23 protein-coding genes and 1 pseudogene are annotated in these 25,386 nt (G+C 73.8%); 11 read left to right on the top strand and 13 right to left on the bottom strand.

What is annotated here, in order from left to right:
• Positions 1 to 46: 46 nt before the first annotated feature.
• The 3 genes from RM779_RS15030 to RM779_RS15020 all read left to right on the top strand — a co-directional run bounded on the left by RM779_RS15030 (position 47) and on the right by RM779_RS15020 (position 4,019).
• Positions 47 to 841, top strand: a complete 795-nt coding sequence (locus RM779_RS15030; RefSeq protein ID WP_311618196.1) for a TetR/AcrR family transcriptional regulator — start codon at positions 47 to 49, stop codon at positions 839 to 841.
• Positions 842 to 850: 9 nt separating this feature from the next.
• Positions 851 to 2,803, top strand: a complete 1,953-nt coding sequence (gene dnaG / locus RM779_RS15025; RefSeq protein ID WP_311618195.1) for a DNA primase — start codon at positions 851 to 853, stop codon at positions 2,801 to 2,803.
• A 148-nt stretch (positions 2,804 to 2,951) separates the two neighbouring features.
• Entirely contained in the window at positions 2,952 to 4,019 is a 1,068-nt protein-coding gene (locus RM779_RS15020) for an RNA polymerase sigma factor (RefSeq protein ID WP_394813302.1), read from the top strand.
• A 90-nt stretch (positions 4,020 to 4,109) separates the two neighbouring features.
• Here RM779_RS15020 and RM779_RS15015 read toward each other — a convergent pair whose 3' ends face one another.
• From RM779_RS15015 to RM779_RS15005, 3 genes are all read right to left on the bottom strand, one after another.
• Positions 4,110 to 5,531, bottom strand: coding sequence for an FGGY family carbohydrate kinase (locus RM779_RS15015; RefSeq protein ID WP_311618194.1), 1,422 nt, complete (start codon positions 5,529 to 5,531; stop codon positions 4,110 to 4,112).
• Between the two features lie 177 nt (positions 5,532 to 5,708).
• Positions 5,709 to 6,926, bottom strand: coding sequence for a cation:proton antiporter (locus RM779_RS15010; RefSeq protein WP_311618193.1), 1,218 nt, complete (start codon positions 6,924 to 6,926; stop codon positions 5,709 to 5,711).
• A gap of 73 nt (positions 6,927 to 6,999) precedes the next feature.
• Positions 7,000 to 7,479 carry a cation:proton antiporter regulatory subunit gene (locus RM779_RS15005; protein WP_311618192.1) on the bottom strand — a complete coding sequence of 160 codons (480 nt, stop codon included), beginning with the start codon at positions 7,477 to 7,479 and terminating at the stop codon, positions 7,000 to 7,002.
• 162 nt (positions 7,480 to 7,641) lie between these two features.
• Here RM779_RS15005 and RM779_RS15000 point away from each other — a divergent pair, with 162 nt between their 5' ends.
• Entirely contained in the window at positions 7,642 to 8,349 is a 708-nt protein-coding gene (locus RM779_RS15000; protein ID WP_311618191.1) for a winged helix-turn-helix domain-containing protein, read from the top strand.
• A gap of 12 nt (positions 8,350 to 8,361) precedes the next feature.
• Here the strand turns inward: RM779_RS15000 and RM779_RS14995 are convergent, their stop codons facing one another.
• Positions 8,362 to 9,081 (bottom strand): class I SAM-dependent methyltransferase, encoded by a 720-nt coding sequence (locus tag RM779_RS14995; RefSeq protein ID WP_311618190.1) that lies wholly within the window; start codon positions 9,079 to 9,081, stop codon positions 8,362 to 8,364.
• A 195-nt stretch (positions 9,082 to 9,276) separates the two neighbouring features.
• Here RM779_RS14995 and RM779_RS14990 point away from each other — a divergent pair, with 195 nt between their 5' ends.
• From RM779_RS14990 to RM779_RS14965, 7 genes and pseudogenes are all read left to right on the top strand, one after another.
• On the top strand, positions 9,277 to 10,551 hold the full coding sequence (locus RM779_RS14990) for a sensor histidine kinase (protein WP_311618189.1): 1,275 nt from the start codon (positions 9,277 to 9,279) through the stop codon (positions 10,549 to 10,551).
• A complete protein-coding gene (locus tag RM779_RS14985) occupies positions 10,548 to 11,210 on the top strand; it encodes a response regulator transcription factor (protein WP_311618188.1) in 663 nt (220 codons plus the stop codon). Before RM779_RS14990 ends, RM779_RS14985 begins: the two co-directional genes overlap by 4 nt.
• A 513-nt stretch (positions 11,211 to 11,723) precedes the next feature.
• Complete coding sequence (locus RM779_RS14980; RefSeq protein WP_311618187.1) at positions 11,724 to 12,374, top strand: DUF4360 domain-containing protein; 651 nt, start codon at positions 11,724 to 11,726, stop codon at positions 12,372 to 12,374.
• A gap of 172 nt (positions 12,375 to 12,546) precedes the next feature.
• A complete protein-coding gene (locus RM779_RS14975; RefSeq protein ID WP_311618186.1) occupies positions 12,547 to 13,212 on the top strand; it encodes a DUF4360 domain-containing protein in 666 nt (221 codons plus the stop codon).
• A pseudogene (locus RM779_RS33700) lies at positions 13,148 to 13,900 on the top strand (alpha/beta fold hydrolase); the annotation flags it as partial. The gene RM779_RS14975 and the pseudogene RM779_RS33700, both read left to right, overlap by 65 nt.
• A 284-nt stretch (positions 13,901 to 14,184) precedes the next feature.
• Entirely contained in the window at positions 14,185 to 14,316 is a 132-nt protein-coding gene (locus tag RM779_RS14970) for a hypothetical protein (protein WP_311618185.1), read from the top strand.
• A gap of 78 nt (positions 14,317 to 14,394) precedes the next feature.
• Positions 14,395 to 14,865 carry a VOC family protein gene (locus RM779_RS14965; RefSeq protein ID WP_311618184.1) on the top strand — a complete coding sequence of 157 codons (471 nt, stop codon included), beginning with the start codon at positions 14,395 to 14,397 and terminating at the stop codon, positions 14,863 to 14,865.
• 96 nt (positions 14,866 to 14,961) lie between these two features.
• Here RM779_RS14965 and RM779_RS14960 read toward each other — a convergent pair whose 3' ends face one another.
• From RM779_RS14960 to RM779_RS14920, 9 genes are all read right to left on the bottom strand, one after another.
• Complete coding sequence (locus tag RM779_RS14960) at positions 14,962 to 15,798, bottom strand: HpcH/HpaI aldolase/citrate lyase family protein (protein ID WP_311618183.1); 837 nt, start codon at positions 15,796 to 15,798, stop codon at positions 14,962 to 14,964.
• A complete protein-coding gene (locus tag RM779_RS14955) occupies positions 15,795 to 17,006 on the bottom strand; it encodes a CaiB/BaiF CoA transferase family protein (RefSeq protein ID WP_311618182.1) in 1,212 nt (403 codons plus the stop codon). The genes RM779_RS14960 and RM779_RS14955 overlap by 4 nt, the downstream gene beginning before the upstream one ends.
• Entirely contained in the window at positions 17,003 to 18,001 is a 999-nt protein-coding gene (locus RM779_RS14950) for a ribokinase (RefSeq protein ID WP_311618181.1), read from the bottom strand. The genes RM779_RS14955 and RM779_RS14950 overlap by 4 nt, the downstream gene beginning before the upstream one ends.
• A complete protein-coding gene (locus RM779_RS14945) occupies positions 17,998 to 19,431 on the bottom strand; it encodes an ADP-ribosylglycohydrolase family protein (RefSeq protein ID WP_311618180.1) in 1,434 nt (477 codons plus the stop codon). Before RM779_RS14945 ends, RM779_RS14950 begins: the two co-directional genes overlap by 4 nt.
• Positions 19,431 to 20,603 (bottom strand): ADP-ribosylglycohydrolase family protein, encoded by a 1,173-nt coding sequence (locus RM779_RS14940; protein WP_311618179.1) that lies wholly within the window; start codon positions 20,601 to 20,603, stop codon positions 19,431 to 19,433. Before RM779_RS14940 ends, RM779_RS14945 begins: the two co-directional genes overlap by 1 nt.
• A complete protein-coding gene (locus RM779_RS14935) occupies positions 20,600 to 21,802 on the bottom strand; it encodes an ADP-ribosylglycohydrolase family protein (RefSeq protein ID WP_311618178.1) in 1,203 nt (400 codons plus the stop codon). The genes RM779_RS14940 and RM779_RS14935 overlap by 4 nt, the downstream gene beginning before the upstream one ends.
• A gap of 127 nt (positions 21,803 to 21,929) precedes the next feature.
• Positions 21,930 to 23,048, bottom strand: a complete 1,119-nt coding sequence (locus RM779_RS14930; protein WP_311618177.1) for an ADP-ribosylglycohydrolase family protein — start codon at positions 23,046 to 23,048, stop codon at positions 21,930 to 21,932.
• A gap of 58 nt (positions 23,049 to 23,106) precedes the next feature.
• Entirely contained in the window at positions 23,107 to 24,435 is a 1,329-nt protein-coding gene (locus RM779_RS14925) for an ABC transporter substrate-binding protein (RefSeq protein ID WP_311618176.1), read from the bottom strand.
• Entirely contained in the window at positions 24,435 to 25,313 is an 879-nt protein-coding gene (locus tag RM779_RS14920; protein WP_311618175.1) for a carbohydrate ABC transporter permease, read from the bottom strand. Before RM779_RS14920 ends, RM779_RS14925 begins: the two co-directional genes overlap by 1 nt.
• Between the last annotated feature and the right edge of the window lie 73 nt (positions 25,314 to 25,386).

Genomic DNA, 25,386 nt, shown 5'->3' with positions numbered 1-25,386 from the left:
AAGCTAGTTGTACGGATTTTCGTACAGTGCACGAAAGGCAGGTTCGGTGCCGGAGCAGCGTCCCCACGGCAGCGTCTGGTTCCGCGCCGACGAGCGGACCGCCCGGCCGCGGCTGTCCCGGGAGCGCATCGTCACCGCCGCCATCGAGCTGCTCGACGCGGAGGGCGTGGAGGGCTTCTCCATGCGCCGCCTGGCCGCCAGGCTCCACGCGGGCACCATGTCGCTGTACTCCTACGTCGCCACCAAGGAAGACGTGCTCGACCTGGCGCTCGACGCCGTGATGGACGAGATCGAGCTCGACGGCGAGGACGCGCCGCCGAAGCACTGGCGCGCCGACCTGACCGGCCAGCTGGTGCAGAGCCGCCGCGTCATGCAGCGCCACACCTGGATCACCGCCCTGATCGGCACCCGCCCGCTGCTCGGCCCCACCTCGCTGGCGCGTTCGGAACGTTTCTACGCCGCCCTGGAGCGCGCCGGGCTCTCAGGACCCGAGCTGGTCGCCGCGGTCAGCACCCTCTTCTCCTACGTCCACGGCTACGTCGCCGCGGAGAACGTGTGGCGTTCCCGGGTCGGCAGCCGCGAGGACGAGCTGGACCTGCGGCGCCGGGCGCAGCGCCACGTCGTCGCGCACGCCGACCGCTACCCGGCGCTCGCCAGGAACGCGGGGCTTGACCGCGTGGGCCCCGGCCCGGACGGCGGCGCGGATCTCGGTGACGCGGATCTCGGTGACCCGGATTTCGGTGACGCGGCCTTCGGCGACGGCTTCGCGCGCGGCCTCGACCTGATCCTCGACGGGATCGAGGCGGCGCTCGGCCGCGGGACTGTCCGAGGGGCGCCGTAGACTTCTGCTGTGGCGGGCAGGATCAACGACGAGGACGTGAAGGCGGTGCGGGACGCGGTCCCGATCGACGCCGTCGTCTCGGAGTACCTCCAGCTGCGCGCCGCGGGCGGCGGCAATCTCAAGGGCCTGTGCCCGTTCCACGACGAGAAGTCCCCCTCGTTCCACGTCAGTCCGAGCAAGGGCCTCTACCACTGCTTCGGCTGCCAGGAGGGCGGGGACACTCTCGCCTTCGTGATGAAGATGGAGCATCTGTCCTTCTCCGAGGCCGTCGAGCGGCTGGCGGCGCAGGCCGGGATCACGCTGCGGTACGAGCAGGGCGGGTACAGCCCGGGGCGGCAGCAGGGGGAGCGCACGCGCCTGATCGAGGCGCACCGGGCCGCCGCCCAGTTCTACCGGGAGCGGCTGGCCTCGGCCGAGGGCAGGATCGGCCTCGACTTCCTGCGCGAGCGCGGCTTCGACGAGGCCGCGGCGGAGCACTTCGGCGTCGGGTACGCGCCGGCCGGGTGGGACCACCTGGTGCGGTTCCTGCGCGGGCGCGGCTTCACCGACCGGGAGCTGCTGACGTCCGGGATCGCGCAGGACGGGCGGCGCGGCCCGATCGACCGGTTCCGCGGGCGCCTGATCTGGCCCATCCGCGACATCACCGGCGAGGTCGTCGGCTTCGGCGCCAGAAAGCTCCGCGACGACGACAACGGGCCGAAGTACCTCAACACCCCGGAGACGCCGATTTACCACAAGTCGCAGGTGCTGTACGGGATCGATCTGGCCAAGCGGGACATCGCAAAGACCAACCGGGCGGTCGTCGTCGAGGGCTACACGGACGTCATGGCCTGCCACCTGGCCGGGGTCACCACCGCCATCGCGACCTGCGGCACCGCGTTCGGCGGTGACCACGTGAAGATCCTGCGGCGGCTGCTGATGGACAGCTCCAGTTCGCACAGCGCGGGCGAGGTCGTCTTCACCTTCGACGGCGACTCCGCGGGGCAGAAGGCGGCGCTGCGCGCCTTCGAGGACGACCAGAAGTTCGCCGCCCAGACGTGGATCGCGGTCTCGCCCCGCGGTATGGACCCCTGCGAGCTGCGGATCGCCGAGGGCGACGAGGCGGTGCGCGAGCTGGTCGAAACCCGGTCGCCCCTTTTCCAGTTCGCGATCGAGTCGGTCGTCGGGCAGCACAATGTGGACACCGCGGAGGGCCGTTCCGCCGCCCTGGACTACACGGCGCAGATCGTGGCCCAGATCAAGGACGCGGCCATCCGGCACGAGTACGCCGTCCGGCTCGCCGGGCTGCTCGGCATCATGGACGAGCGGTTCGTGGTGCGCCGCATCAGCCAGCTCGCCCAGTGGGGCCGGGAGCGGCAGCGCGCCGCCGCCGCCGCGGGCGGCGGCGCGCGCCGGAGCGCCCCGCCGGCCGCCAGGGCGCCGGGGCGGCCGGAAGCCCCCGCGCCCCGCGAGGTGCGCCACGGCCCCCCGTTGAATCTGCGCAGTCCCGCCCTGCTGGAGGAGCGCGAGCTGCTGAAGCTGGCCCTCCAGTACCCGGAGCTGGTCTCGCCCGCGTTCGACGCCTACGGCGAGGACGAGTTCACCGCGCCGCCCTACACGGTGGTGCGCCGCGCCATCGCGGACGCGGGCGGCGCCGCCGCGGCGGACGGCGAGTTCCTCGACCGGGTGCGGGACGCGGCGCCCGACGACTCGGTGCGCACCCTGATCACCGAGCTGACCGTCGAGCCGCTGACCATGCCGCGCCGCCGGCAGCAGGAGACGGACGTGTACGCGGGGCGGCGCCTGGTGCAGGTGCGGCTCGCCGCGGTGAACCGGCGCATCGCCCAGCTCGAATCGACCGCGCGGCGCGCCGAGGCGCAGAACGGGAACGCGCACGCCGCCGAAGTGCGCCAGGAGCTGTGGGCGTTGCAGCAGTACCGCACGGCCCTTGAGGAGCGCGGCGTCGCCGCCCTCTACGCCTGACCCGCGCCCGCCCCGGCGGGCGTCCCGGCGGGCGGCGGGCCGCGGCCTGCCCGTGTAACTCCCTGCTGGTTGGGCACAGCCTCTGTGTAGCCGCGCCCGCAAAAAGTCACCGCACGCATCTCGTGGCCGGAGTACGCCGTACCTCACACTGGGGGCGGTGCCGCTCCCCGTCCTCCCGCCCCTTCCCCCCGCTTGCCGCGAACTCGCGAGACCTGGAGGCCGTTCCGTGCAGACTCCGACCCTCCCCGCCGACAGTACGGCCCCGGCAGCCCAGCCGGGTGTGACCCTACGGCACGAGGGCAACGGTGCAACCGGCGACCTCTTCCGCCAGTACCTGCGCGAGATCGGCCGCATACCCCTGCTGAGCGCGTCCGACGAGGTGGAGCTGGCCCGGCGGATCGAGGCCGGGCTCTTCGCGGAGGAGCGGCTGCTGACGGCGACGGGCCTGGACGAGCGGCTGGCGCTCGACCTCGACCGCCTGGTGGTGCGCGGCCGGCTGGCGAAACGTCACCTCATCGAGGCGAACCTGCGGCTCGTGGTATCCGTCGCCAAGCGCTACATCGGCCGCGGGCTGACGATGCTCGACCTGGTGCAGGAGGGAAACCTCGGGCTGATCCGCGCGGTCGAGAAGTTCGACTACACGCGCGGCTTCAAGTTCTCCACCTACGCCACCTGGTGGATCAGACAGGCCATGTCCCGTGCCATCGCCGACCAGGCCCGCACCATCAGGGTGCCGGTCCACGTCGTCGAGCTGATCAACCGCGTCATCCGCGTCCAGCGCCGGGTGCTCCAGGAGCATGGCTACGAGCCGACGTCCGAGGAGGTCGCGGTCCTGCTCGGCCTCACGCCCGCCCGGGTCAGCGAGATCCTGCGGCTTGCGCAGGACCCGGTCTCCCTCCAGGCCCCGATCGGCGACGAGGACGACGTGAACCTCGGCGACCTCATCGAGGACGCCGACGTTCTCTCCCCGGCCGAGTCGGCCGCGTTCCTGCTGCTGCGGGAGCAGCTTGAGGCGGTCCTCTCGACGCTCGGCGACCGCGAACGGCGCGTGGTCGAGCTGCGGTACGGCCTGCTCGACGGCAGGCCCCGCACGCTGGAGGAGATCGGCCGCCTCTTCGGCGTCACCCGCGAACGCATCCGGCAGATCGAGCACAAGACGCTCGGCAAGCTCCGCGACCACGCGTACGCGGAGCAGCTGCGCGGCTACCTCGACTGAACGGCGCGCGCGCCGCCCCGCGCGCACCCGGCATGCACCCCCGCGTGCACCCCCGCGCGCACCGCTGAACCGTGCCCCGCGGCGGATGTCTCAGCCGAACGCGCCCGGGTGCGTCTGGTCCCGCACCGCGGCGAACTGCTGCCGTACCGCCGTGCCGACCGCCAGGTCCTCGCCCGGGTCCAGCGTTTCGCCGGACGCAGACGGCCAGTCGGGCGGGTCCTGCGCGGTGAGGGTGCCGTCCGCGAAGCCCAGCGCCCAGGCGGCCTGCCGGGCCGCGCCCAGCGCGGTGTAGTCGGCGGGCGCCGGTATGACCACCTGCGCGCCGAACAACGCCGGGGCCAGCGCCACGACCGCGGGCAGGGCCGCGGCGGCGCCGAGCAGGAAGACGCGGTCGATGCGCACGCCCCGCCCCCGCAGCACCTCGGCGGCGTCGGCGAGCCCGCACAGCATGCCCTCGAACGCGGCGCGCGCCAGGTGCTCCGGCTGCATGCTCTCCCGTCTGATCCCGGACAGGGTGCCCGCGGTGTGCGGCAGTTCCGGGGTGCGTTCGCCCGCGAGGTAGGGCAGGAAGACCAGCCCGTGCGCGCCCGGGGTGGATCGCAGCGCCAGCTCCGACAGACCGGCCAGATCGGTGCCGAGCAGCTCGGCGGTGCCGCGGAGCACCCGCGTCGCGTTCAGGGTGCGGACGACCGGCAGGTGGTGGCCGGTCGCGTCGGCATAGCAGGTGATGGTGCCGGTCGGGTCGGTCAGTGCCTCGTGGTGCACCGCGCACACCGACCCGGACGCGCCGAGCGAGATCACCGCGTCGCCGTGGCCGACTCCGAGGCCGAACGCGGCGGCCATGGTCTCGCCGGTACCGGCCGAGATGAGCAGCCCTTCGGGGGTGCGGCCGGCGGCCTCGGCGGGGCCGAGCACGTCGGGCAGGGCCACCGGGTGGCCGATGGCCAGCTCGGCCAGCTCGTGACGCCACGCCCCGGAGATCGCGGACCAGTAGCCGGTGCTCGACGCGCCGCCGCGGTCGGTCGTCCAGCGCTGCGGGCGGCCGAGGAGCTGCCAGACCAGCCAGTCCTGTGCCTGGAGTACCGCGGTGGCCCGCTGCGCGGCCTCCGGCTCCTCCCGGGCCAGACGGCGCAGTTGGACCACGGGCTGGCCCGGCTGCGGAACGGAGCCGACGGCTTCGGCCCAGGCCGTGCGCCCGCCCAGCGCGTCGACGAGGCCGAGGGCCGCGGCCTGCGCACGTTCGTCGCCGCCGGTCAGCGCGGGCCGGACCGGGGTGCCCTCGGCGTTGAGCGCGACGACCCCGTGCGGCTGGGCGGCGACGCCGATGGCCGCCACGTCCTCCAGGATGCCGCCGTCCGCGGCCTCGCCGAGCGACAGCAGCCAGGCGCCGGGAGCGGCCTCGCTCTCCGGGTGATCGGCGTGCCCGTGCCGGACGACGTCTCCGGTGTCGGAGTCGCAGACGACGATGCGGGTGTATGCGGACGAGCTGTCAAGACCGGCGACCAATCCCATGAGATCAGATGATGCCTCATCCATTCGGACCAGCGGACCGCGATCCGGCATTGTGACCGTTTACGGGTCATGCGCGATCGGTTCTGTCACGTTCAGTCGCGGTCGCGGTCGCGGTCGCGGTCGCGGTCGCAGTCGCAGTCGCAGTCGCAGTCGCGACCCGGCGCCCGGTCGTCGCGGTCAGGCGCCGGACTCGGCGGCGCGAACCTCGGTGACCACGTCGGACGCGCGGCTTCCGGACGACGCGCGGCGTTCGCGCAGCCAGCGGGCCGCCGGCTCGGTCCAGCGGGTCGCGAACGGTCCGAGGATGACGAGGATCAGCACGTACGCCGTCGCCACCGGCGCGATCCGTGGCTCGGTCGCCGATGCGAGTCCGGCTATGACGATGGAGAACTCGCCGCGCGCCACCAGCGCGCCGCCCGCCCGCAGCCGGCCCTTCGGGCCGATCCCCGCACGTTTCGCCGCGTACCAGCCGGTGGCGATCTTCGTGCCCGCGGTGACGACGGCCAGGACCAGCGCGGTCGCCAGCACGGGCGGGATAGCGCCGGGGTCGGTGGACAGACCGAAGAAGACGAAGAAGACCGCGGCGAACAGGTCGCGCAGCGGCGTGAACAGCCGCCGGGTGGTGTGCGCCACCTCGCCCGACAGGGCGATGCCCACCAGGAACGCGCCGACCGCGGCCGACACCTGGAGGCGCTGCGCGACCCCCGCGACCAGCAGCGTCAGGCCGAGCACGACGAGCAGTAGCATCTCCGGGTTGTCCGAGGAGACGGCCTTGCTGATGACCCTGCCGTGCCGCACGGCCAGGAAGAGGGCGATGCCCGCGGTGCCGAGCGCGATGGCCAGCGTGACGCTGCCGCTCGCCAGGCCGACCCCGGCCAGCACGGTCGAGAGCACCGGCAGGTAGACGGCCATCGTCAGGTCCTCGATGACGAGGATGCCGAGGATGACGGGCGTCTCGCGGTTGCCCAGCCGGTTGAGGTCGGTGAGTACCTTCGCGATGACGCCGGAGGAGGAGATGTACGTGACGCCGGCGAGCGCCAGCGCGCCCACCGGCCCCCAGCCGAGCAGCAGGCCGGCCACCGCGCCCGGCACCGCGTTCAGCACGAGGTCGACGATGCCCGACGGGTACTGGGTGCGCAGGCTGTCGACCAGCTCCGTCGCACTGTATTCGAGGCCGAGCATCAGCAGCAGGAGGATGACGCCGATCTCGGCGCCCACCTCGATGAAGCCCTCCGTGGTGGACAGCGGCAGCAGTCCGCCGTGGCCGAAGGCCAGTCCCACCAGGAGGTAGAGCGGAATGGGCGAAAGACCCAGCCGGCCGGCCAGCCGCCCCACGAGACCGAGACCGAGGACGACGGCCCCGAGTTCGATCAGCATGGTCGTGGTGTCGTGCACGGTCACCGCACCTTTCCGTTAGCCGCGCCGCGCAGGCGGCCGCGTGGTGCGGGTCGTGTCGCCGGACGCCGCCTCACGAGCCCGCGATGATGTCGGCCAGGTCGTCGACGCCCTCTCGGGTGCCGACGACGAGCAAGGTGTCACCTGCCTCAAGCCGGTGGTCGGGGCCGGGGGAGGGGTACGCCCCGGTCCGCCGCAGCACGGCGACGATGGAGGCCCCGGTGCGGGTACGGGCCTTCGTGTCGCCCATCGGGCGGCCCCGGTAGGGGGAGTCCGGCTCGATGGAGATGCGCTCGGTGACCAGATCGAGGCCGAACTCGCTGCCGGGCAGGCCGCTTTCCGCGCGGTCCGGCGCGATGATCGAGGCCAGCCGGGCGGCCTCCTCCGCGTCCAGGGGAACGGTGCCCTGGCAGGCGTCGGGATCGTCCGGGTTGTAGAAGGCGAGGAAGCGCCGTCCGTCCTCGTGGGCGACGACCGAGAGGTGCCGCCCGTCCCTGGTCGTCATGTCGTACTGGGTGCCGACGCCCGGCAGGGGGGTGCGTCGCGTCACCATGAAAGGTCCTCCTCGGCCCGGCCGCTGACAACGCGGAGGGGCAACACGCCAGCCCCCGGCATTTCTTCCTGTCGTGTGCGGACGTCACAGTAGCAGACCACCGCAAACAGCCTTTGCAAAGAGATTTTGTGAAAGCTTTCCCTACGGCCCTACGGTGTTCCCATGACGCCGCCTTCCGCCGCCGACCCCGGGCCGCCATCCGCCGTTCCCGGGCCCTCCGTTCCGCAGCAGTCCGAGCCGGCGCCAGGTGGGCGGCAGGACAGGGCCGTTGCCGACGGCCTGCGGTCCCTCGCGCACCCCGTGCGCGTGCGGCTGCTCGGCCTGCTGCGGCGCCACGGCCCCGCCACCGCGACCGGGCTCGCCCGGGACACGGGGCTCACCTCCGGCGCCACCAGCTACCACTTGCGCCGGCTCGCCGCCGCCGGCCTCGTCGAGGAGGCGGACGACCGGGGGAACGCGCGGGAGCGCTGGTGGCGTTCGACGCATCGCGCCACCCACCTCCACGACGCGCGGCCCGCCGGGCACGAGCCGGGCGCCGCCCCCGCGCGCCTGCGGGCGATGGCCGCCGCGCACGCGGTCCGCGTCCAGCAGACGGTGGGGGAGTTGGAGGCGCTGCCCGCCGAGTGGCGGCAGGTGGTCGACCTCGGTGACGTGCCGCTGCTCCTCACCCCCGAGGAGGCGGGGCGGCTGCGTGCCGAGTTGTGGGATCTCGTCGGCCGCTTCCGCCGCGACGTCCCGGCGCTGCGGGCCGCCGCACCGGCCGGCGCCGCGCGCGTCACGGTCATGGCCCACGTCCTGCCCGACCCCGACCCCGACCCGGGCTACGCTCCCGACCCGGGCTACGCTCCCGACCCTGCTGCCGGGACCTGATCGCCGCAGGTCTTAGCGCCGGCGCGCGTTCCAGAGGGTGCGCGGGGAGCACGGGGCCGCCTGCGGTGTGGACAGCGCACGCCGGTGCGTGCAGGACGGACGCGCCCAGGTCGTGTACGCCGGGACCGGAAGCGTGCGGGGCGTGCGCGGGCGCCTGGCCACATAGACGAAGGCGGGCGGCGCGTTCCGCCAGACCGTCCTGCTCAGCACGACCTCCTCGAACGCGGCCCGCAGGTGGGCGCGTTGCCGCCGGGCCTGGGGCGTCCAACTGCTCCACGCATAGGTGAACTGCGTGAGCGCACCCGTGGGCGCGAGCACCGAGGCGAGCGTGTCCGCCAGCGGACGCGCGCCGCCGAAGTACACCGTCCACGGCAGCCCGCTGACGATCAGGTCGGCCGCGGGGATGCCGCGTTCCGCCAGCAGGCCGGGCAGGTCGTCCGCCCCGGCCGTCACCACCTCGACACCGGGGAAGCGCCCGCGGAGGCGGACGGACATGCGCTCGTTCACCTCCACCGCCAGCTGCCTGCCCCGCCCGCCGAGCCGCTCCCGGATGGCCGCCGTGAACGCGCCGGTGCCCGGGCCGAGTTCCACGACGACCGGGTTCCCGTGCTCGGGCAGCGCGGCCACCATCCGTGCGGCCAGCGCGGAGGAACTGGGCATGACCGAAGCCGTTCGGACCGGGTCGCGGACAAACTCGGACAGGAACAGGGCGCGTTCGGAACGTTCGCTCATGGGGTCTCCCACGGTGGCTCTGCGGATCTCGCTCACACCCTCCGTGCCGCTCCGCGGGCCGGCATCGGCGAAGCGGCCGGACCGGGCGGCCTCGCGGCGGAGGCCCGTCTCCTCCTGGGGGAGTACGGGCGATGGCCGGGAAGCGGTTACTGTCGGGACGCGGAGCGGGCGAAAGGAGCGCGCGGGGGAGGACCGATGAACACGCGGTTGGCACGAGCACTCGGCAATCGGTTCGGTCCGGTGCGCCTCATTCCGTTGCTGATCGCAGTCGGTTACCTGCTGTTCGTACAGCGATCGGACCCGACCACCGGTGACTGGCTGGTCACGCTGGCCGCTGGCGTGGTGTTCCTGCCGGGCGGCGTCTGGCCGCTCGCCGTCACCTGCGCCGAGGCCGCGCTCGTCGTCGCCGCCCAGCCGCTGGCCGACGCCACCCCCGTCGCCGTGAAGGTGCTCGCCAGCCTCGCCCTGCTGGAACTCGCGGTCCGCCGCCCCCTCCGCGTCGCCGCCATCGGCACCGCCGCCGTCGCCTGCGCCTACCTCGCCGTCATCGGCGAGCACGAAAAGGCCGACGGCATCCTGGCCGTCGGCTACCGCATCCTGTGCGTCACCGCGGCCCCGGTGCTCCTGGGCGCCTACCTGCGCGCCGCCGCCCGGGCCCTGGCCCAGGCCAGGGCCAGGGCCGAGGAGGCCGAGGCGCGCCGCGCCCTGGAGGCGCGCGGCGCCCGCCTCGCCGAACGCACCGAGCTGGCCCGCGAACTGCACGACCTCGTGGCCCACCACGTGGCCTCGATCGCGTTGCGCGTCGGGGTAGCGCGCGCCGTGCTGCCCGGCCTCGACCCCAAGGTGGGCGCCGTCCTGGACGACGTGCACGCCTCCGCCGGCACGGCCCTGACCGACCTGCGGCGCATGGTCGGCGTGTTGCGCGACCCAGCCGCCGTGCAGGACGCCCCCGGCTTGCTGCTGGCCGGGCCCGACGAACTCCCGGCCGCGGTCGCCACGGTGGTGCACCGCAGCACGCAGGCCGGCCTCGACGCGGAGTGCCACGTCGACCCGGACGTGGCACGGCTCGACGCGGTCCGCGGGCTCGTCGTGCTGCGCGTCGTGCAGGAAGGGTTGACCAACACGGCCAAGCACGCCGGGGCGGGCGCGCGGGCGCACGTCTCGGTCTCCCTCGCGCACGGCGAGTTGGCCATCGAGGTGCGGGACGAGGGCGGCGCCCCCGCGGGAGAGTCCGCCAAACCGCTGCCGGGGGCCGGGCCCGGCTACGGTCTGACCGGTCTGCGCGAACGCGTCGGGCTCGTGGGCGGCACCCTGACCGCCGCCCCGCACGGCCGCGGCTGGCGTCTGCGCGCCGCGTTCCCCGCGGGTCTCGCCGAGCGGGAGCCGTGTCCCGTGCCGCCGGGGGAACGGGGCGCCACGGCGGTCACCGCGGCCGGGACGGCGGGTGGGACGGTGGAGGGGATGCCGTGATCGCGACCCTGCTCGTCGACGACCAGCGGCTGATCAGGGCGGGGTTGCGGATGCTCTGCGAGTCCACCACCGACATCCGTATCGTCGGCGAGGCCGCCACCGGCGCCGAGGCCGTGCGGCGATGCGATGCGGTGCGGCCGGACGTGGTGCTCATGGACCTGCGCATGCCGGGCATGGACGGAACGACGGCGACCCGCCGCATCCTCCAGGCCCGGCCGGCGACCCGGATCGTCGTGCTGACGACGTTCGACGACGACGACCACCTGTACCCGGCGCTGGCCGCGGGCGCCTGTGGGTTCCTCGCCAAGGACGCGGCCCCCGACGAACTGCTCGACGCCGTGCGGCAGGCCGCGGGCGGCGGCAGCCCGTTCAGCAATGCCGTGCTCCAGCGGCTGGTCACGCGGGCCACCGGCTCGTGGACGCCCAGGACCGCCGCGGCACCGGCGGGCGAGGACCTGACCACCCGGGAGCGCGAGGTGCTGGCCCACGTGGGCGACGGGCTGTCCAACGCCGAGATCGCCGCGCGCATCCACGTCGGCCTCACCACCGTGAAGACCCATATCGCCAGCCTGATGCGGAAGACGGGCAGCGCGACCCGGGTCCATCTCGCCGTCTTCGCGGTGCGCAACGGCTTCGCGCCGCCCGGGCCCTGCGCCTGACCGCGTCGGTTCGAAAGGAGAGCGCCCGTGTCGACGTGAAGTACCCCTTGCCGTCGCCGCCCCAGGGCGCGGGCCGCGGGGCGCGAACGGCCCGCACGTGCCCGTTCCGGAGTGCTGCCGGTCCGTTCCTCTACATTTCCACCCGGAATGCCACCTGCCCGTGGGCCAGTATCAGCCTGGCTTGTGGAATGCGGTCCCACATCTATCGCGGCCGGAAAGAAAGCCCTACGCTGGGAGCGCTCCCACTCGTGGGGGCGCGGGACCCCGAGGGACAGTCTGCGCGGGACAGCGCGGTCGCCTTTCGCTCCCGGCAGGAAAGAGCCGAATTCCCCCGGTTGCTCCCCCTGCGGTCGGCTGTTCAGCGACCGTGATCCCTTGTCGAGCGACCTCGCGCCGCCCTGCCCCACAAAGAGCCAGGGTGCCCCAGGGGGCGTTTCGTCTCCCGCTTTCCCTCAGTCGTGTGCGGTGCAGGAGTGTGTCCCGTGCCGCCCTTGAATGACCGATTGGAGAACCATGTCTGGTGTTCTCGCCGCCGGCGGGGCCGCCGTGGCGTTATTCGCCTCGACGCTTTCCGCCCAGGGTGCGCCGGCGGTTTCCGACGCGCCGCAGGAAAGAATCGAAATCAGTATCCAGACCATCAACGGGTCCGGCTGCCCGGCCGGTTCCGCCGCGGTCGCCGCTTCCGCGGACAACACCGCGTTCACCGTGACCTACAGCGACTACATCGCGCAGGTCGGGGCCGGGGCGCAGCCGACCGACTTCAGGAAGAACTGCCAGCTCAACCTCAACGTGCAGATCCCGCAGGGCTTCACCTATGCCGTCGCGGGCGTGGACTACCGCGGGTACGCGTATCTGTCCGACGGGGCCTCCGCGCTCCAGAAGGCGCAGTACTACTTCCAGGGCTCGTCCGAAACGGCCTCGCAGAGCACCGGATTCAGCGGCCCCTACGACGACAACTGGCAGACCTCGGACAGGACCGAAGTCGCCGAGCTCATCTATGCGCCCTGCGGCGAACAGCGGAACTTCAACATCAATTCGGAACTGCGCGTCAGCGCGGGCAACTCCGATCCGCGGCAGAGCGCGAGCTTCATCGCCATGGACTCGACGGACGGCGCGGTGAGCACGACGTACCACCTCAGATGGAAGGAATGCCCGAGCAGCTGATCCGGGCCGTCCACCGCGAACGGGCCGCGCGTCACGGGCCCGGGAAACCGGTGCTCCCGCGTCTCGGCCGCCGATCTGCCGAGGCGCGGGAGCATCAGCTCAATTCAGCACGGACCGCGCGGGGGCATTGCCGTGCCCTCGCGAGAGTCCGCAGACGATCGATTGGAGAACCATGCCCGGTGCACTGGTCATTGGCAGCGCCGTCGTGGCATTACTGACCACGACGCCCTCCTCTCACATCGCGACTCCACCCTACTTCCTCGACGCGCCGACCGACAGAATGGTCATCGAGGTCGTCACGGTCAACGGGTCCGGCTGCCCGGCGGGAACGGCCGCGGTGGCCGTCTCGGAGGACAACACGGCGTTCACGGTGACCTACAGCGAATACCTGGCCCAGGTGGGTATCGGTGCCGGTCCGACCGACTTCAGGAAGAACTGCCAGCTCAACCTGGCCATCCGGGTGCCGCAGGGCTTCACGTACGCCGTCGCCAGCGTCGACTACCGCGGGTACGCCTATCTGGAAGAGGGCGCCTCGGCCACGCAGAGGGCGCAGTACTACTTCCAGGGCTCACCGGAGACGGACCAGTTCACGCATACCTTCGCCGGCGCCTACGACGACAACTGGGCGACGAACGACGTGACCGACATCGAGGCGCTCGTCTGGGCGCCCTGCGGCGAGCTGCGGAACTTCAACATCAACACCGAACTGCGCGTCGGCGCGGGGACGTCGAACCCGGAGGAGACCACCAGCTTCATCGCCATGGACTCCACGGATGGCGACGTCAACACCACCTATCAACTCGCCTGGAAGGAGTGCCCGGAAGTCCCCGAGGGCTAGGACTAGGACTAGGACTAGGACTAGCCGGCGGGGCCGGGGGGCCGGGGGGCCGGACTCATCCGGACTCGTCCGAACTCGTCCGCACCCACCGGGCGCCACCCCTGGTAATTCCACCAGCACTCTGAGTAGACTGATTACTCAGCGTGACCATCGGGGGGTGTCACGCCGTTACCGGAGGTGTGACATGCAGGAGAGTTCACGGCCCGTTCTGGTGGCCTTCGTCATCGCCCTGGCCTGTGCGGTCCTGGGCGGAGCCGGTGCGGGACCGGCCGCCCGCGCCGCGGGGGACGCGGGGGCGCACGGGCCGCCCGGCGCACGGGGCGTCACGGCCCGGCCCGCCGCGGAGCGGGCGCCCGGGCGGGCGGCACGGCCGACCGTGGTGCTGCTCCACGGTGCCTTCTCGGACGCGTCGATCTGGCAGGACGTCACCACCCTGCTCCAGCAGCGCGGCTATCAGGTCCTCGCGACGACCAATCCGCTGCGCGGCCTGCTGTCCGACGCGGCCTACGTCGACAGCGTGCTCGATCATGTGGGCGGCCCCACGGTGCTGGTCGCACACTCCTACGGCGGTGCCGTCAGCACCAATGTGACGGCCCGCCCGGATCTGCGGGCCCTGGTGTACGTGGCCGCGTCCGCCCCGGCGCGGGGCGAGCGGGCGAGCGGGCGAGCGACCAAGCACGCCGTCGTCGTCGTCCGGCGGAGCGCTGCCGGAGGACTTCGTGGAAGTGCCCTACACCGAGCCGGACGGCAGCACCGGCAGCGAGATCTACGTCAGACGGGAGGTGTTCGCCGATACCGTCACCGGTCCCGGCGTTCCCGGATGGAAGTCGGCGGCCATGGCCGTTTCGCAACGGCCCATCGACTCCGACGCGTACCGGGCCGAGTCGGTGCGGGAGGCGTGGCGCACGGTTCCCTCCTGGTTCCTGATCCCGACGGAGGACAAAGGGGCTCAGTCCCGAGTCGCAGCGGTTCATGGCGGAGCGGGCCGGCGGGATCGCCACGGAGGTCGACGCGTCGCACGGCGTCATGCTCACCCACCCCCGGGCGGTGGCCGAGGTCGTGGAGGCCGCCGCCAGGTCCGGCGGCGGGCCGGTGCGCCGATGAGTTCCGCGGTGAGGCCGTGTCTGCCCGCTGGCAGACACGGCAGGTCGAGCAGACCGCATGCGGCAGGAGAGGGCGATCATGCAGAAGATCACGACCCACCTCTGGTTCGACAGCCAGGCGGAGGATGCGGTGGAGTTGTACACCTCCGTCTTCGGCGACTCCCGGGTCACGCGGGTCCAGCGGTACGGGGCGGTGGGCCCGGGGCCCGAGGGCACCGTGATGACGATCAACTTCGAGCTGGCCGGGCAGGAGTTCATCGCGCTGAACGGCGGGCCGGAGTTCCCGTTCACCGAGGCGATCTCCCTGTACGTGGACTGCGCGTCGCAGCAGGAGGTGGACGAGTTGTGGGCCCGGCTCTCGGCAGGCGGCCAGGAGGGTCCCTGCGGCTGGCTGAAGGACAGGTTCGGCCTCTCGTGGCAGATCGTTCCTCGGGTGCTGACCGACCTGTTGAGCGACCAGGACCCGGCCGCGTCCGGACGGGTCATGAAGGCCATGCTCGGCATGGGCAAGCTCGACATCCAGGCGCTGCGGGAGGCACATGCCGGCTGATCCGCGGGCGGGGCCCGGCGCCCCCGTCGCCGAGGTGCGCGGGTCCCGGGGTGAGCCGCCCCGCGAGCAGCCGTCTTGCGGTCAGACGCCTTGCGGTCAGACGCCTTGCGGGCAGCGGCGCGCCAGGGCCAGGGTGCGGTGCGCCCCGGCCACGACGGCCGCGTCCACGAAGCGGCCGTCCGGCAGGGCCAGGGCCCCCGCCTCGGTGGCCGCCGCCCTGACGACCTCGGTGGCCGCGGCCACCTCGGCCGGGGTCGGCAGGTACGCCTCCTCGATGACCGGGAGCTGCCGCGGGTGGATCGCGGTCCGCCCGAGGAAGCCCAGGGCCCGGCCCGCCGCGCAGGACCGGGCGAGACCCTCGGTGTCGCGCACGTCCGGGTAGACGGACTGCGGCGGCGGGGCCAGGCCCGCCGCGCGGGCCGCCACGACGGCCCGGCTGCGCGGCCACGCGAGTCCGGCATCCCCGGTCAGGCCCAGGTCGGCGCGCAGATCGGCCTCGCCGAGCGCGATGCCCGTGACCGCCGGGTGCGCGGTGGCGACCGCGTAGGCGTGCTCCACGCCCAGCGCGTTCTCCAACAGCGCGTACAGCGGGGGGACGCGGGCGCCGGTCCAGTCGGCGACGCGGCCGATGTCGGCGGGCCCGGTCACCTTGGGCAGGCGCAGCGCGCCGAGTCCGGGGAGGGGGGCCAGGCGGCGCACCTCCGTCTCCGCGAGCGGCCCGTCGAGGGCGTTGACGCGGACGTGCACCGGCACCGGGGGCGGCGTGGCGAGCAGGTCGGCGGTGGCGTCCAGCGCGTAGCGCTTGCGGTCGGGCGCGACGGCGTCCTCCAGGTCGACGAGCACCACGTCCGCGCCGGAGGCCAGCGCCTTGGCGACCACCGCGGGCCGGTCGCCCGGGGCGTAGAGCCACGTCAGGCAGCCGGCGGCCGTCACAGGGCACCGTCCGCGCGCAGTGCGGCGATCTCCTGTGCGCTCAGGCCGAGTCCGGACAGGATGTCGTCGGTGTCGGCGCCGTGCGGGCGGCCCGCCCACTTCACGGCGCCCGGCGTCTCGGAGAGGCGGAAGAGGACGTTCTGCATCCGCACGCGGCCCAGTTCCTCGTCCTCGACCTCGGTGATGGAGCCGAGCGCCCGGTACTGCTCGTCCGCGAGCACGTCGCGGATGTCGTAGACCGGCGCGATCGCCGCCTCCGCCTTCTCGAAGGCGGCGATCACCTCGGCACGGTCGTGGCGTCCGATCCACGCGCCGACGGCCTCGTCCAGCTCGTCGGCGTGCCGGGCCCGGCCGGAGCCGGTGGCGAACCAGTCCTCGTCGATCACGTCCGGGCGGCCGACGAGCCGCATCACGCGTTCGGCGATGGACTGGGCGGAGGTGGACACGGCGACCCACGAGCCGTCGGCGGTGCGGTAGGTGTTGCGGGGTGCGTTGTTCGCCGAGCGGTTCCCCGTGCGCTGCTGCACGTAGCCGAGCTGGTCGTACCAGATCGGCTGTGGGCCGAGGACGGTCAGCATCGGCTCGATGATGGCCATGTCGACGACCTGGCCGTGCCCGGTGCGGTCCCGTCCGGCCAGCGCCGTCATCACGGCGTAGGCCGTGGACAGCGCGGCGATGGAGTCGGCGAGGCCGAACGGCGGCAGCGTCGGCGGTCCTTCCGGCTCGCCGGTGATCGCGGCGAAGCCGCTCATCGCCTCGGCCAGGGTGCCGAAGCCGGGGCGCCGCGCGTACGGGCCGACCTGGCCGAAGCCGGTGACGCGGGCGAGGACCAGCCGCGGGTTGACCGCGGACAGCTCGGGCCAGCCGAGCTGCCAGCGCTCCAGCGTGCCGGGTCGGAAGTTCTCGATGACGACGTCGGCTTCGGCGGCCAGCCGCAGCAGCACGTCCCGGCCGCCGGGCGTCGACAGGTCGAGGGTGACGTTCCGCTTGTTGCGGCCCAGCAGCTTCCACCACAGGCCGACGCCGTCCTTGCTCGGGCCGTGGCCGCGGGAGGGGTCGGGCTTGCGCGGGTGCTCCACCTTGATCACTTCGGCGCCGAAGTCGCCGAGCATCGTCGCGGCGAGCGGCCCGGCGAAGAGAGTGGCGAGGTCGAGGACCTTCAGGCCCTCCAGAGGTGCGTGGCTGTCCATGGTGGTTCCCCGGCTCATCGTGGTTCCCCGGCTCGTTGTGCTTCCCCGGCGGGTGGGGCGTTCTCCCGCTCCCGGTGCTGCCCGGTCCGCGCCGCGGCTTCCGCGTGCGCGCCGTACCCGGCGTCGATCTCCCCACGGTCCGGCATGGAGGAGGAGGCGCCCGCCCGCTGCACCGCGAGGGCGGCGGCCGACGCGGCCCAGGCCATCGCCTCCGGCATCGGCCGCCCCTCGCCGTGCGCCACGGCGAGCGCGCCGACGAACGTGTCCCCGGCGGCCGTGGTGTCCACCGCGCGCGCCGGTACGGCGGGCACCGTCACCGGTTCGGAGCCGCGCGCCACGTACAGGCTGCCCGCGGCGCCCAGGGTGACGACCACCTCGGGCACGTCGTCCAGGAACGCGAGGGCGGCGCGGCGCGGGTCGTCGATTCCGGTGAGCGCCGCGGCCTCGTGCTCGTTGGGCACCAGCAGGTCGGTCAGGGCGAGGAGTTCGGCGGGCAGCGGCTGCGCGGGCGCCGGGGTCAGGACGGTCCGCACCCCGTGCGCGCGGGCCGCGCGGGCGCCGGCGAGCACGCCCTCCATCGGCAGTTCGAGCTGGAGCAGCAGCGCGTCGGCGGCGGCGATACGTTCCTCGTCGCCCGGCGCGAGGCCGGTGACGGTGGCGTTCGCGCCGGGCACGACCACGATCGAATTGCCGCCGTCGTCGTCGACGACGATGTGCGCGGTGCCGCTCGGCCCCGCCACGGTGCGCAGCGCCTCGACGGACACGTCCGCCCCGGCGAGCGCGGCGCGCAGCCGCGGGCCGAAGTCGTCCTCGCCGACCGCGCCGATCATGGTGACCGCGCCCCCGGCGCGGGCCGCGGCGATGGCCTGGTTGGTGCCCTTGCCGCCTGGCACGGTTCTGAACTCGCGGCCGAACACGGTCTCGCCGCGGCGCGGCGCGGCCGGTACGTAGGCGACCAGGTCCATGTTGGTGGAGCCGAGGACGGTGAGGGCCGTCGTGCGGCTGGTCGTCATGCGGATGCCTCCCGGGTGAGCGTGGCCAGTGCGTCGAAGCCGATGCCGTCGAAGCCGGCCACCGAGGTCGCCAGCCGGTTCTTCAGCGGCGCGGTCCACCGGCCGGGAATCGCCTCCGGCGACCCGGCCAGCAGGCCGGCCACCGAACCGGCCGTCGCGCCGTTGGAGTCGGTGTCCCAGCCGCCGGACACCGTCCGGCAGATCGACGCGGTGAAGTCGCCGTCCGCGTGCGTGAGCGCGGCGGCGAGCAGCGCCGCGTTCGGCAGGACGTGCACCCAGTGGTACGCGCCGAACTCGGCGTGCAGCACGTCCACGACGGCGTCGAACTCCGCCGCGGCCGGCCGGGCGCGCGCCGCGTCGATCCCCGCGCGGACGGCGTGCGCGTACCGGGAGCCCGGCGGCACCACCGCGAGCCCGGCGCGCAGGCAGGCGTGCACGTCGGCCGCCCCGCCCGCCGCGGCGGCGACGGCCGCGGCGGCGAACATCTCCCCGTACACGCCGTTCGCGGTGTGGGTGAGCACCGCGTCGCGGTGGGCGAGGGCCGCGGCGGTGCCGGGATCGCCTGGGTGGGTCCAGCCGAAGATGTCGCCGCGGATCTGCGCCCCGATCCATTCGCGGAACGGGTTGCGGTACGCGGCCGTCAGCGGCGGCTCGATACCGTCGAGCAGATTGCGGTAGGCGACGCGTTCCGCGGTGAACGTGCGGCCCGCGGGCAGCTCGTCCAGCCACAGGCGCGCCACGTCCGCGGAGGTGAAGTCCCGCCCGTACCGCCGGAGCAGCAGCAGGCCGAGCAGCGGGTAGTTCAGGTCGTCGTCCTCGGGCGCGCCGTCGATGGTCTCGGCGAGCGAGGTGGCGCGGGAGCGGCGGTTCCACGGGTGAGCCGCGGCCACCTCGGGCGGCAGCCCCACCTCGGTGAACCAGTCGTCGAGCGGCCAGTTGCCGACGGCCCGGCCCAGCGCCCTGATCCCGGCCAGGGTGACCTTCTCGACCGGCTTGCCCAGCACGCACCCCGCGGCCCGCCCGAGCCAGCCGGCGTGCAGCCGTTCCACCGGAGCCGGAGCCGGAGCCGGAGCCGGAGCCGGAGCCGAGGCGCGGTGCGGGGCCGAGGCGCGGTGCGGTTCCGGCCAGTCCTGGCAGGCGGCCCTGATCTCCGCGAGCCCGGTCGGCTCCGCCCCGGCCAGCGGCGATGGCAGCGCGGCGAGTTCGTCCAGGAGGTCGCAGGCCAGCGCCCGCAGCCCGGGCGCCGCGGGCGCGGGGGACGCGCCCGCGCGTTCGGGCGCGAGCCGGCCGCCCGCGGCCAGCCAGCGTTCCCGGACCGCGGCGGCGTCCCGCCCGTCCTGCTCCGCCTGGCGCAGCTCGTGCCCGAGCAGGTCCTCGGGCTGCACCCACGTCAGCCGCACCGCGTCGGCGGCGCCCTGCCGGCCGCCCATCAGGCGCCCGCGATCGCGCCGAACAGCGCCTCGTGCGCGCGGCGGCGTTCGAGATCGCGCGCGAACACCTCGCGCGTCACCGCGGAGAGCGCCGCCGCGGGGGCGCGCAGGTCCAGCTTGCTGGCCTGCGCGATCTCGTCGCTCCACTCGGCGGGCACGGCCCGTTCCCCGTGCAGCGCGCCGACGATGGCGCCGCTCATCGTGGCGATCGAGTCGCAGTCGCGCCCGTAGTTGACCGAGCCGAGCACCGTGTGCCGGTAGTCGCCGCGCCCGACCAGCAGCATGCCGAGCGCGACCGGCAGCTCCTCGATGGCGTGCAGCCGCGAGGGGCGGCGCGCCCCGAGCGAGGGATTGCGGTACTCGGGCCCGACGGTGTCGAACGGGGCGACGGCTTCGCGCAGCGGCACGAGCGCCTCCTCGAAGTCGTCGTAGCGGGCGGCCACCGAGCACACCGCTTCGATCGCGGCACGCGTGCCGTCCTTGGCGAGGGCCAGCGCGTCCGCCACCACGGACGCGGGCGTCGCGCCCGGCTTGAACGCGGCGGCCACCGCCGCCGCGAACACCCCGGCGGCCTCCCGCCCGTAGCTGGACTGGTGCGCGCCGGCCACGTCCAGCGCCTCCGCGTAAGCGGCCCGCGGATTCCCGGCGTTGACGGCGCCGACCGGTGCCATGTACATCGCCGCGCCGCAGTTGACGATGTTGCCGACGCCCGCCTCGCGCGGGTCGACGTGCCCGTAGTGGATGCGCGCCACGATCCACTTCTCCGCGAGGAAGATGCGTTGCAGCGGCAGGGCCTCCGCGCCGAGTTCGGGAATCCAGCGGGGGGTCGTGATGAGGTCCGGCACCAGGTGGTCGGCGACCGCGTACGCGTCGAGGTGGTCGCGCACCCGCTCGTACACCCGCACCAGGGCATGCGTCATGAGCGTGTCGTCGGTGACGTGCCCGTCGCCCTTGTGGTAGGGCGCGATGGGCCGGGCGGTGCGCCAGTTGTCCCGGTGGAACGGCTCGACGATGCCGCGCACCCGGCCGCCGTGCCGTTCGACGATGGCCTCGGGTGTCCAGCCCTCGACCGGCCCGCCGAGGGCGTCGCCCACGGCCGCGCCCACCAGCGCGCCGGCCGTGCGGTCTTCCAGTGACGAGGGCGGTGCGGTCGGTGTCTGCGTCGTCGTCATGCGAGGGGTCCTTCCGAGGAGGCCGTGAGGGGGGTTCGGGTGAGCTGCTCGGCGAGGTCGACGAGGTCGAGGCCGGCCAGCCGCGGCAGGGCGCAGCCCGCCAGCGTGCGGCAGGCGTCGCGCCACGTGGCGGGCAGCGCGTCCGCGCCGCCGACGACGCCGGTCAGCGCCCCGGCCAGGGCCGGCGCCGAGTCGGCCACGCGGGAGAGGCAGGCCGCGGTGGGCACCGCCTCGGTGACGGCGCCCGCGGCGGCGGTGGCCACCGCGAGCGCGACGGGAACGGTTTCGGCCGCGGCGATGCCGTAGCTGTAGACGTGGTCGACGATTTCGTGTTCCAGCACGGGCACCAGCGCGAACGCGTTACCTGGCAGCCCCGGCCGCGCGGCCACCGCGGCGCGGCCGAGTTCGACGGCGTGCAGCGCGTTGCGGCGGATCTCGCTGCCCTCGGGCAGCTGCCGCAGCGCCGCGTCGACGCACTCGTCCACCGGCAGGCCGCCGAGCCCCGCGGCGACGGCGGCGGCCATGGCGCGCGCGCCGTGCACCCCGTCGCCGTCCTGCGTGTAGCGGGCGTCGAACTCGGCCAGGTCGGCCGCCGCCTCCGGCTCGTCCGGGTGGACGACGGCGAGCACGGCCGCCCGCACGCAGGCCGCGTCGTCGAAGTAGTGCGGGTTGTCGTGGCCGGTGGCGGGCGGGCGCAGACCGGCCGCCAGGTTGCCGAGCCCGGCGCGCACCGAGATCCGCGCGCGCAGCGGGATCTCGGCCGACTCGATCTCGTCGGCGCGGTCGGCCGCGGCGGCCACCTCGTCGGCGAGCGAGTTCCACGCCAGCGCGAGCGCGGAGCGCACCCGCTGCCCGGCGGGCAGGTCGCTGCCCCCCGCGGCCGTCGCGGACAGCACGGACTGCGCGGTGAACGCCGCCCACTCCGCGTCGTCGGAGGGGCCGAGGCGCAGCGGCTCTGGCGGCTGGTTGAGCGCTATGGGAACGGGCAGGGTGGTGGTCGCGTTCTGCTCGGCGAACGTGTCGAGTTCGCGGGTCAGCCGCCTGGTCCAGTCCGGCAGCCGGGCGGCGCGGTGGCGCCCCGACGGCCAGCCGGCGGCGTCCCCCGCGGCGATGCCGAGCAGCAGCCCTTCGATGCGCCGGGGTCCGTTCGCGGCGACGGGCCCCCCGAGAGCGGCTTCGGTCACGGTGGGCGGCGTCATCTCCGGTGTCCTTCGGTGCGTGGCGTGCGGATGGTCCTGCGGGCAGCGGTCCCGGCAGCGGGCCGGTTGCCCGACCGGTTGCCGGGCCGGTTGCCGGGCCGGGCGGCGCGGCTCAGGGGAAGAACGGTCATGCCGCGGCCCCCTCGTGGTCGTCGGGCGGCGGCGTGAGCCGGTCGGCGACGTCCAGGATGTGCATGCCGGCCATCGAGGGCAGGCAGCTGCCCCGCACCGGGCCGATCGCCTTCGCCCACTCGGCGGGAATCGCGCCCTCACCGCGCAGCGCACCCGACAGGGCGCCCGCGACGGCGGCGGTGGTGTCGGCGTCGCGGCCCATGTTCACCGCCATGGGCACCGCCTCGGCGAGCTCGCCGCGGGCCGCCACGAACGCGCCGAACGCGAGCCCCACCGCCTCGGGCGCCAGGTCCGTCCACGGGTAGCCGCCGATGACCGTGGCCGAACGGACGGTCCGCTCCACCGACAGCTGCGTGGCCCGCGGATCGCGCCGCGCCCTGCGGGCCGCGGACACCGCCCGGTGCAGGGAGCGCGCGGTCCACGAGTCCTCCGGAACCACGGAGAGCGCGGCCTGCACCACCGCGTCCGGGTTGTGGCCGACCATCGCCGCCGCGACACCGGCCGCGACCGCCTGCCCGCCGTAGATGCCCTCCCCGTCGTGCGACACCGTTCCGTCGATCGACACCAGCCGCGCCGCCTCGGCCGGTCTGCCCGCCGCGAACACCCCGAACGGCGCCGCCCGCATCGCGAGGCCGTCGCTCCACGCGTGCCGGTGCTGCGCCGAAATCGGCGCGGCGAGCCCGCGCCGCAGGTTCTCCAGCGTGCCGCGCTCGCTGAACCCGGCGCCGCGGAACGGGCCCTCGTCCCGGTCCGCGATCCACTCGTGCCACGCCGACTCCACATGCCCCACGGTCAGCGCGGAGCCGTGCTCGGCGAGCAGCAGACCGGAGAAGATTGCGTACTCGGTGTCGTCCGTCCCGGCCGGGTCGTCCGACACGAAGCCCTCGATGCGGCCCCACCGCTCCCTGATCTGCGACGGTTTCATGTTCTCCGCGGGGGCGCCCAGCGCGTCGCCGACCGCGAGCCCGAGCAGCGCGCCCCTGGCCCGGTCCCTGGGCACCGCCGGGGCCTGCGGCTGCTGGAGCGGCACCGTGCGGAGCCGCCGTGATCTGTCCGTGCCGTCCAGTTCCTGACGTGGGTCACGCGGGTCACGTGGGTCGGGGTCGGGGCTCATCGTGTTCTCGTGCTCTTTTCTTCCGTTGTCGTGCGGGCCCGTGCGTCACACGGGCAGGTCAGCGCTGGTAGCGGTCGAGGACCCGGTTTCCGTCGTCCCGGAGCCGCCCGCGCAGCTCGGACAGGCCGAACGCGCCGCTGTAGAACTCCTGGAACGCGGGGGTGGCGATCTTGTCCTTCCACTCCGGGTAGCCGCGGACGCCGAGCACCGGCGAGGGCCGCAGGTGCGCGGCCAGTTCGACGCCGGTGCGCCAGCCGTGCTCCGCCGTGTTCAGCGACGGATCGGACAGGGCCGTTTCGCTGGTCGGCAGCATCCAGTCGCCGCGGGCGAGGTCCATGGCGTGCTCGGCGCGCGTGAGATGAGCGATGAAGTCGGCGGCGGCCTGCTGGTCCTCGGCGTCCTCGGCGACGGACAGCGTCTGCGGCGCGACGCCCTGCGCGAGGCCGTCCTCGCCGCCGCCGGACGGCATCGGCAGCACGCTCCACTCGAAGTCGTCGGGCGCCTGCTGGTCCACCTGCTGGCGGAAGGAGAAGTTGAGCGGCAGCATCGCGTAGCGGTCGGCGAAGAAGCCGGGCAGCGTGTCGGAGCCCGACATGCCCAGGCTGCTGCGCGGCGCGGTGCCGTCCTCGTTGACCTGCCGGCTGATCAGCTCGGCGACCGCCGACTCATCGTCGCCGAAGCGGATCACGTTCTCGCCGTCCTCGCGGTCGAAGATCCGGCCGCCGGTGGACAGCGAAAGGTTCACCGACTGGGTGACCGGCTCCTTCATCGACCAGGCGACGCCGTACGTGTCGGTGTCCCCGTCGCCGTCCGTGTCCCGGGTCAGGTCCGCGCTGACCTCCTCGAACTCGTCCCACGTCCACGGGTCCTCCGGCGTGGGAACGCGTACCCCGGCCTCCTCCAGCAGCCGCGTGTTGGCCACCAGGACGCGCGGCTCCTGGAGGAACGGCACCCCGTAGGTGCCGCCCTCGTACGCCGTGGTGTCCCACGCCTGCTGCGGGATGTCCTCGACCAGCGACTCGGGCAGCAGTCCGGTCAGGTCGGCGAGGTAGCCGCCGTTCGCGAAGTCGGTGAGGTCGGAGGCGTCGTTGTGGATGATGTCCGGCGCCTCGCCGCCCATGAACGAGGTCAGCAGCTGGTCGTGGATGTTGTCCCAGGAGCCCTGGACGTAGCGCACCTGAACGTCGGGGTTGGCCTCGTTCCACTCGTCGACGAGCGCCTTGTAGGCCGTCACGGACTCGGCCTGCCAGGCGAGGCTGAGGAAGTCGAGCGTGACCGTGCCGTCGGCCGCGTCGTCGCCGTTGCCACAGCCGGCGAGCACCGCGAGGGAGAGGGCGAGGGCGGCGGCGGTTCCGGCGCGCAGGGTCCGCCGGTGGGGGGCGCGCATCAGCCTTTCACCGACCCGGCGAGCATGCCGTTCACCAGCCGCCGCTGGAGCAGCGCGAAGAACAGCAGACTGGGCAGGGTGGCGAGGAAGGAGGCGGCGGCCAGCGGGCCCAGGTCCGCGACGCCCTCCGCGCCGACGAAGTGGGTGAGGATCACGGACATCGTCTGCCTCTCGGGGGACTTGAGCAGGACCAGGGCGAAGAAGAATTCGTTCCACGCGGTGACGAACGAGAACATCAGCGTCGCGACCAGACCGGGCGTCAGCAGTGGCAGCACGACGCCGGTGAGGACGCGGAGACGGCTCGCGCCGTCGACGGCGGCGGCCTCCTCCAGGGACAGCGGCACCGCCTTGACGTAGCCCTGGAGCATCCACAGCGAGAACGGCAGGTTCCACACCACGTACACCAGGACCAGGCCGGGCAGGGAGTTGATCATCTGGAGGTTCTTCAGCACCAGGAACAGCGGAATGATGATCAGCACGAGCGGGAACATCTGGCTGACCAGAATCCACACCGTCCCGGCCTTGCTGACCCGCGAGCGGTAGCGGACCATCACGTACGCGGCCGGCACGGCTATCGTCACGGCGATCAGCGCGGCGCTGCCGGCCACCAGCAGGCTGTTGAGCGCCGAACGCGCCAGCGGATGCGCGTCGAACGCGATGCGGTAGTTCTCCAGGCTCGGCTCGCGCGGAATCCACGTCGGGTCGATGGAGCCCAGCTCCTGCGGCGACTTGAAGGATGTCGACAGCAGCCACAGCAGCGGAAAGGCCAGGAAGACCAGGTAGCAGAGCAGCGCCGCGTACTGCCCGACCCGCCCGGCGGCCCGCCCGGCCCGCCGCCCACGGGGAACGGGCGGTGCGGGGGAGAAGGTACGGCTCATCGGTTCTCCCCCATCACTCGTCCGCCCAAGCGGACCATCGTCGTCCGCGGCCCGGAAGCCGCGCGTGCGTTGC

This window comes from Streptomyces johnsoniae (genome assembly GCF_031845565.1).
Lineage (GTDB): Bacteria > Actinomycetota > Actinomycetes > Streptomycetales > Streptomycetaceae > Streptomyces > Streptomyces johnsoniae.
Note: the sequence above shows the minus strand (reverse complement) of the source record. Positions and strands in the feature narration are given on the sequence as shown.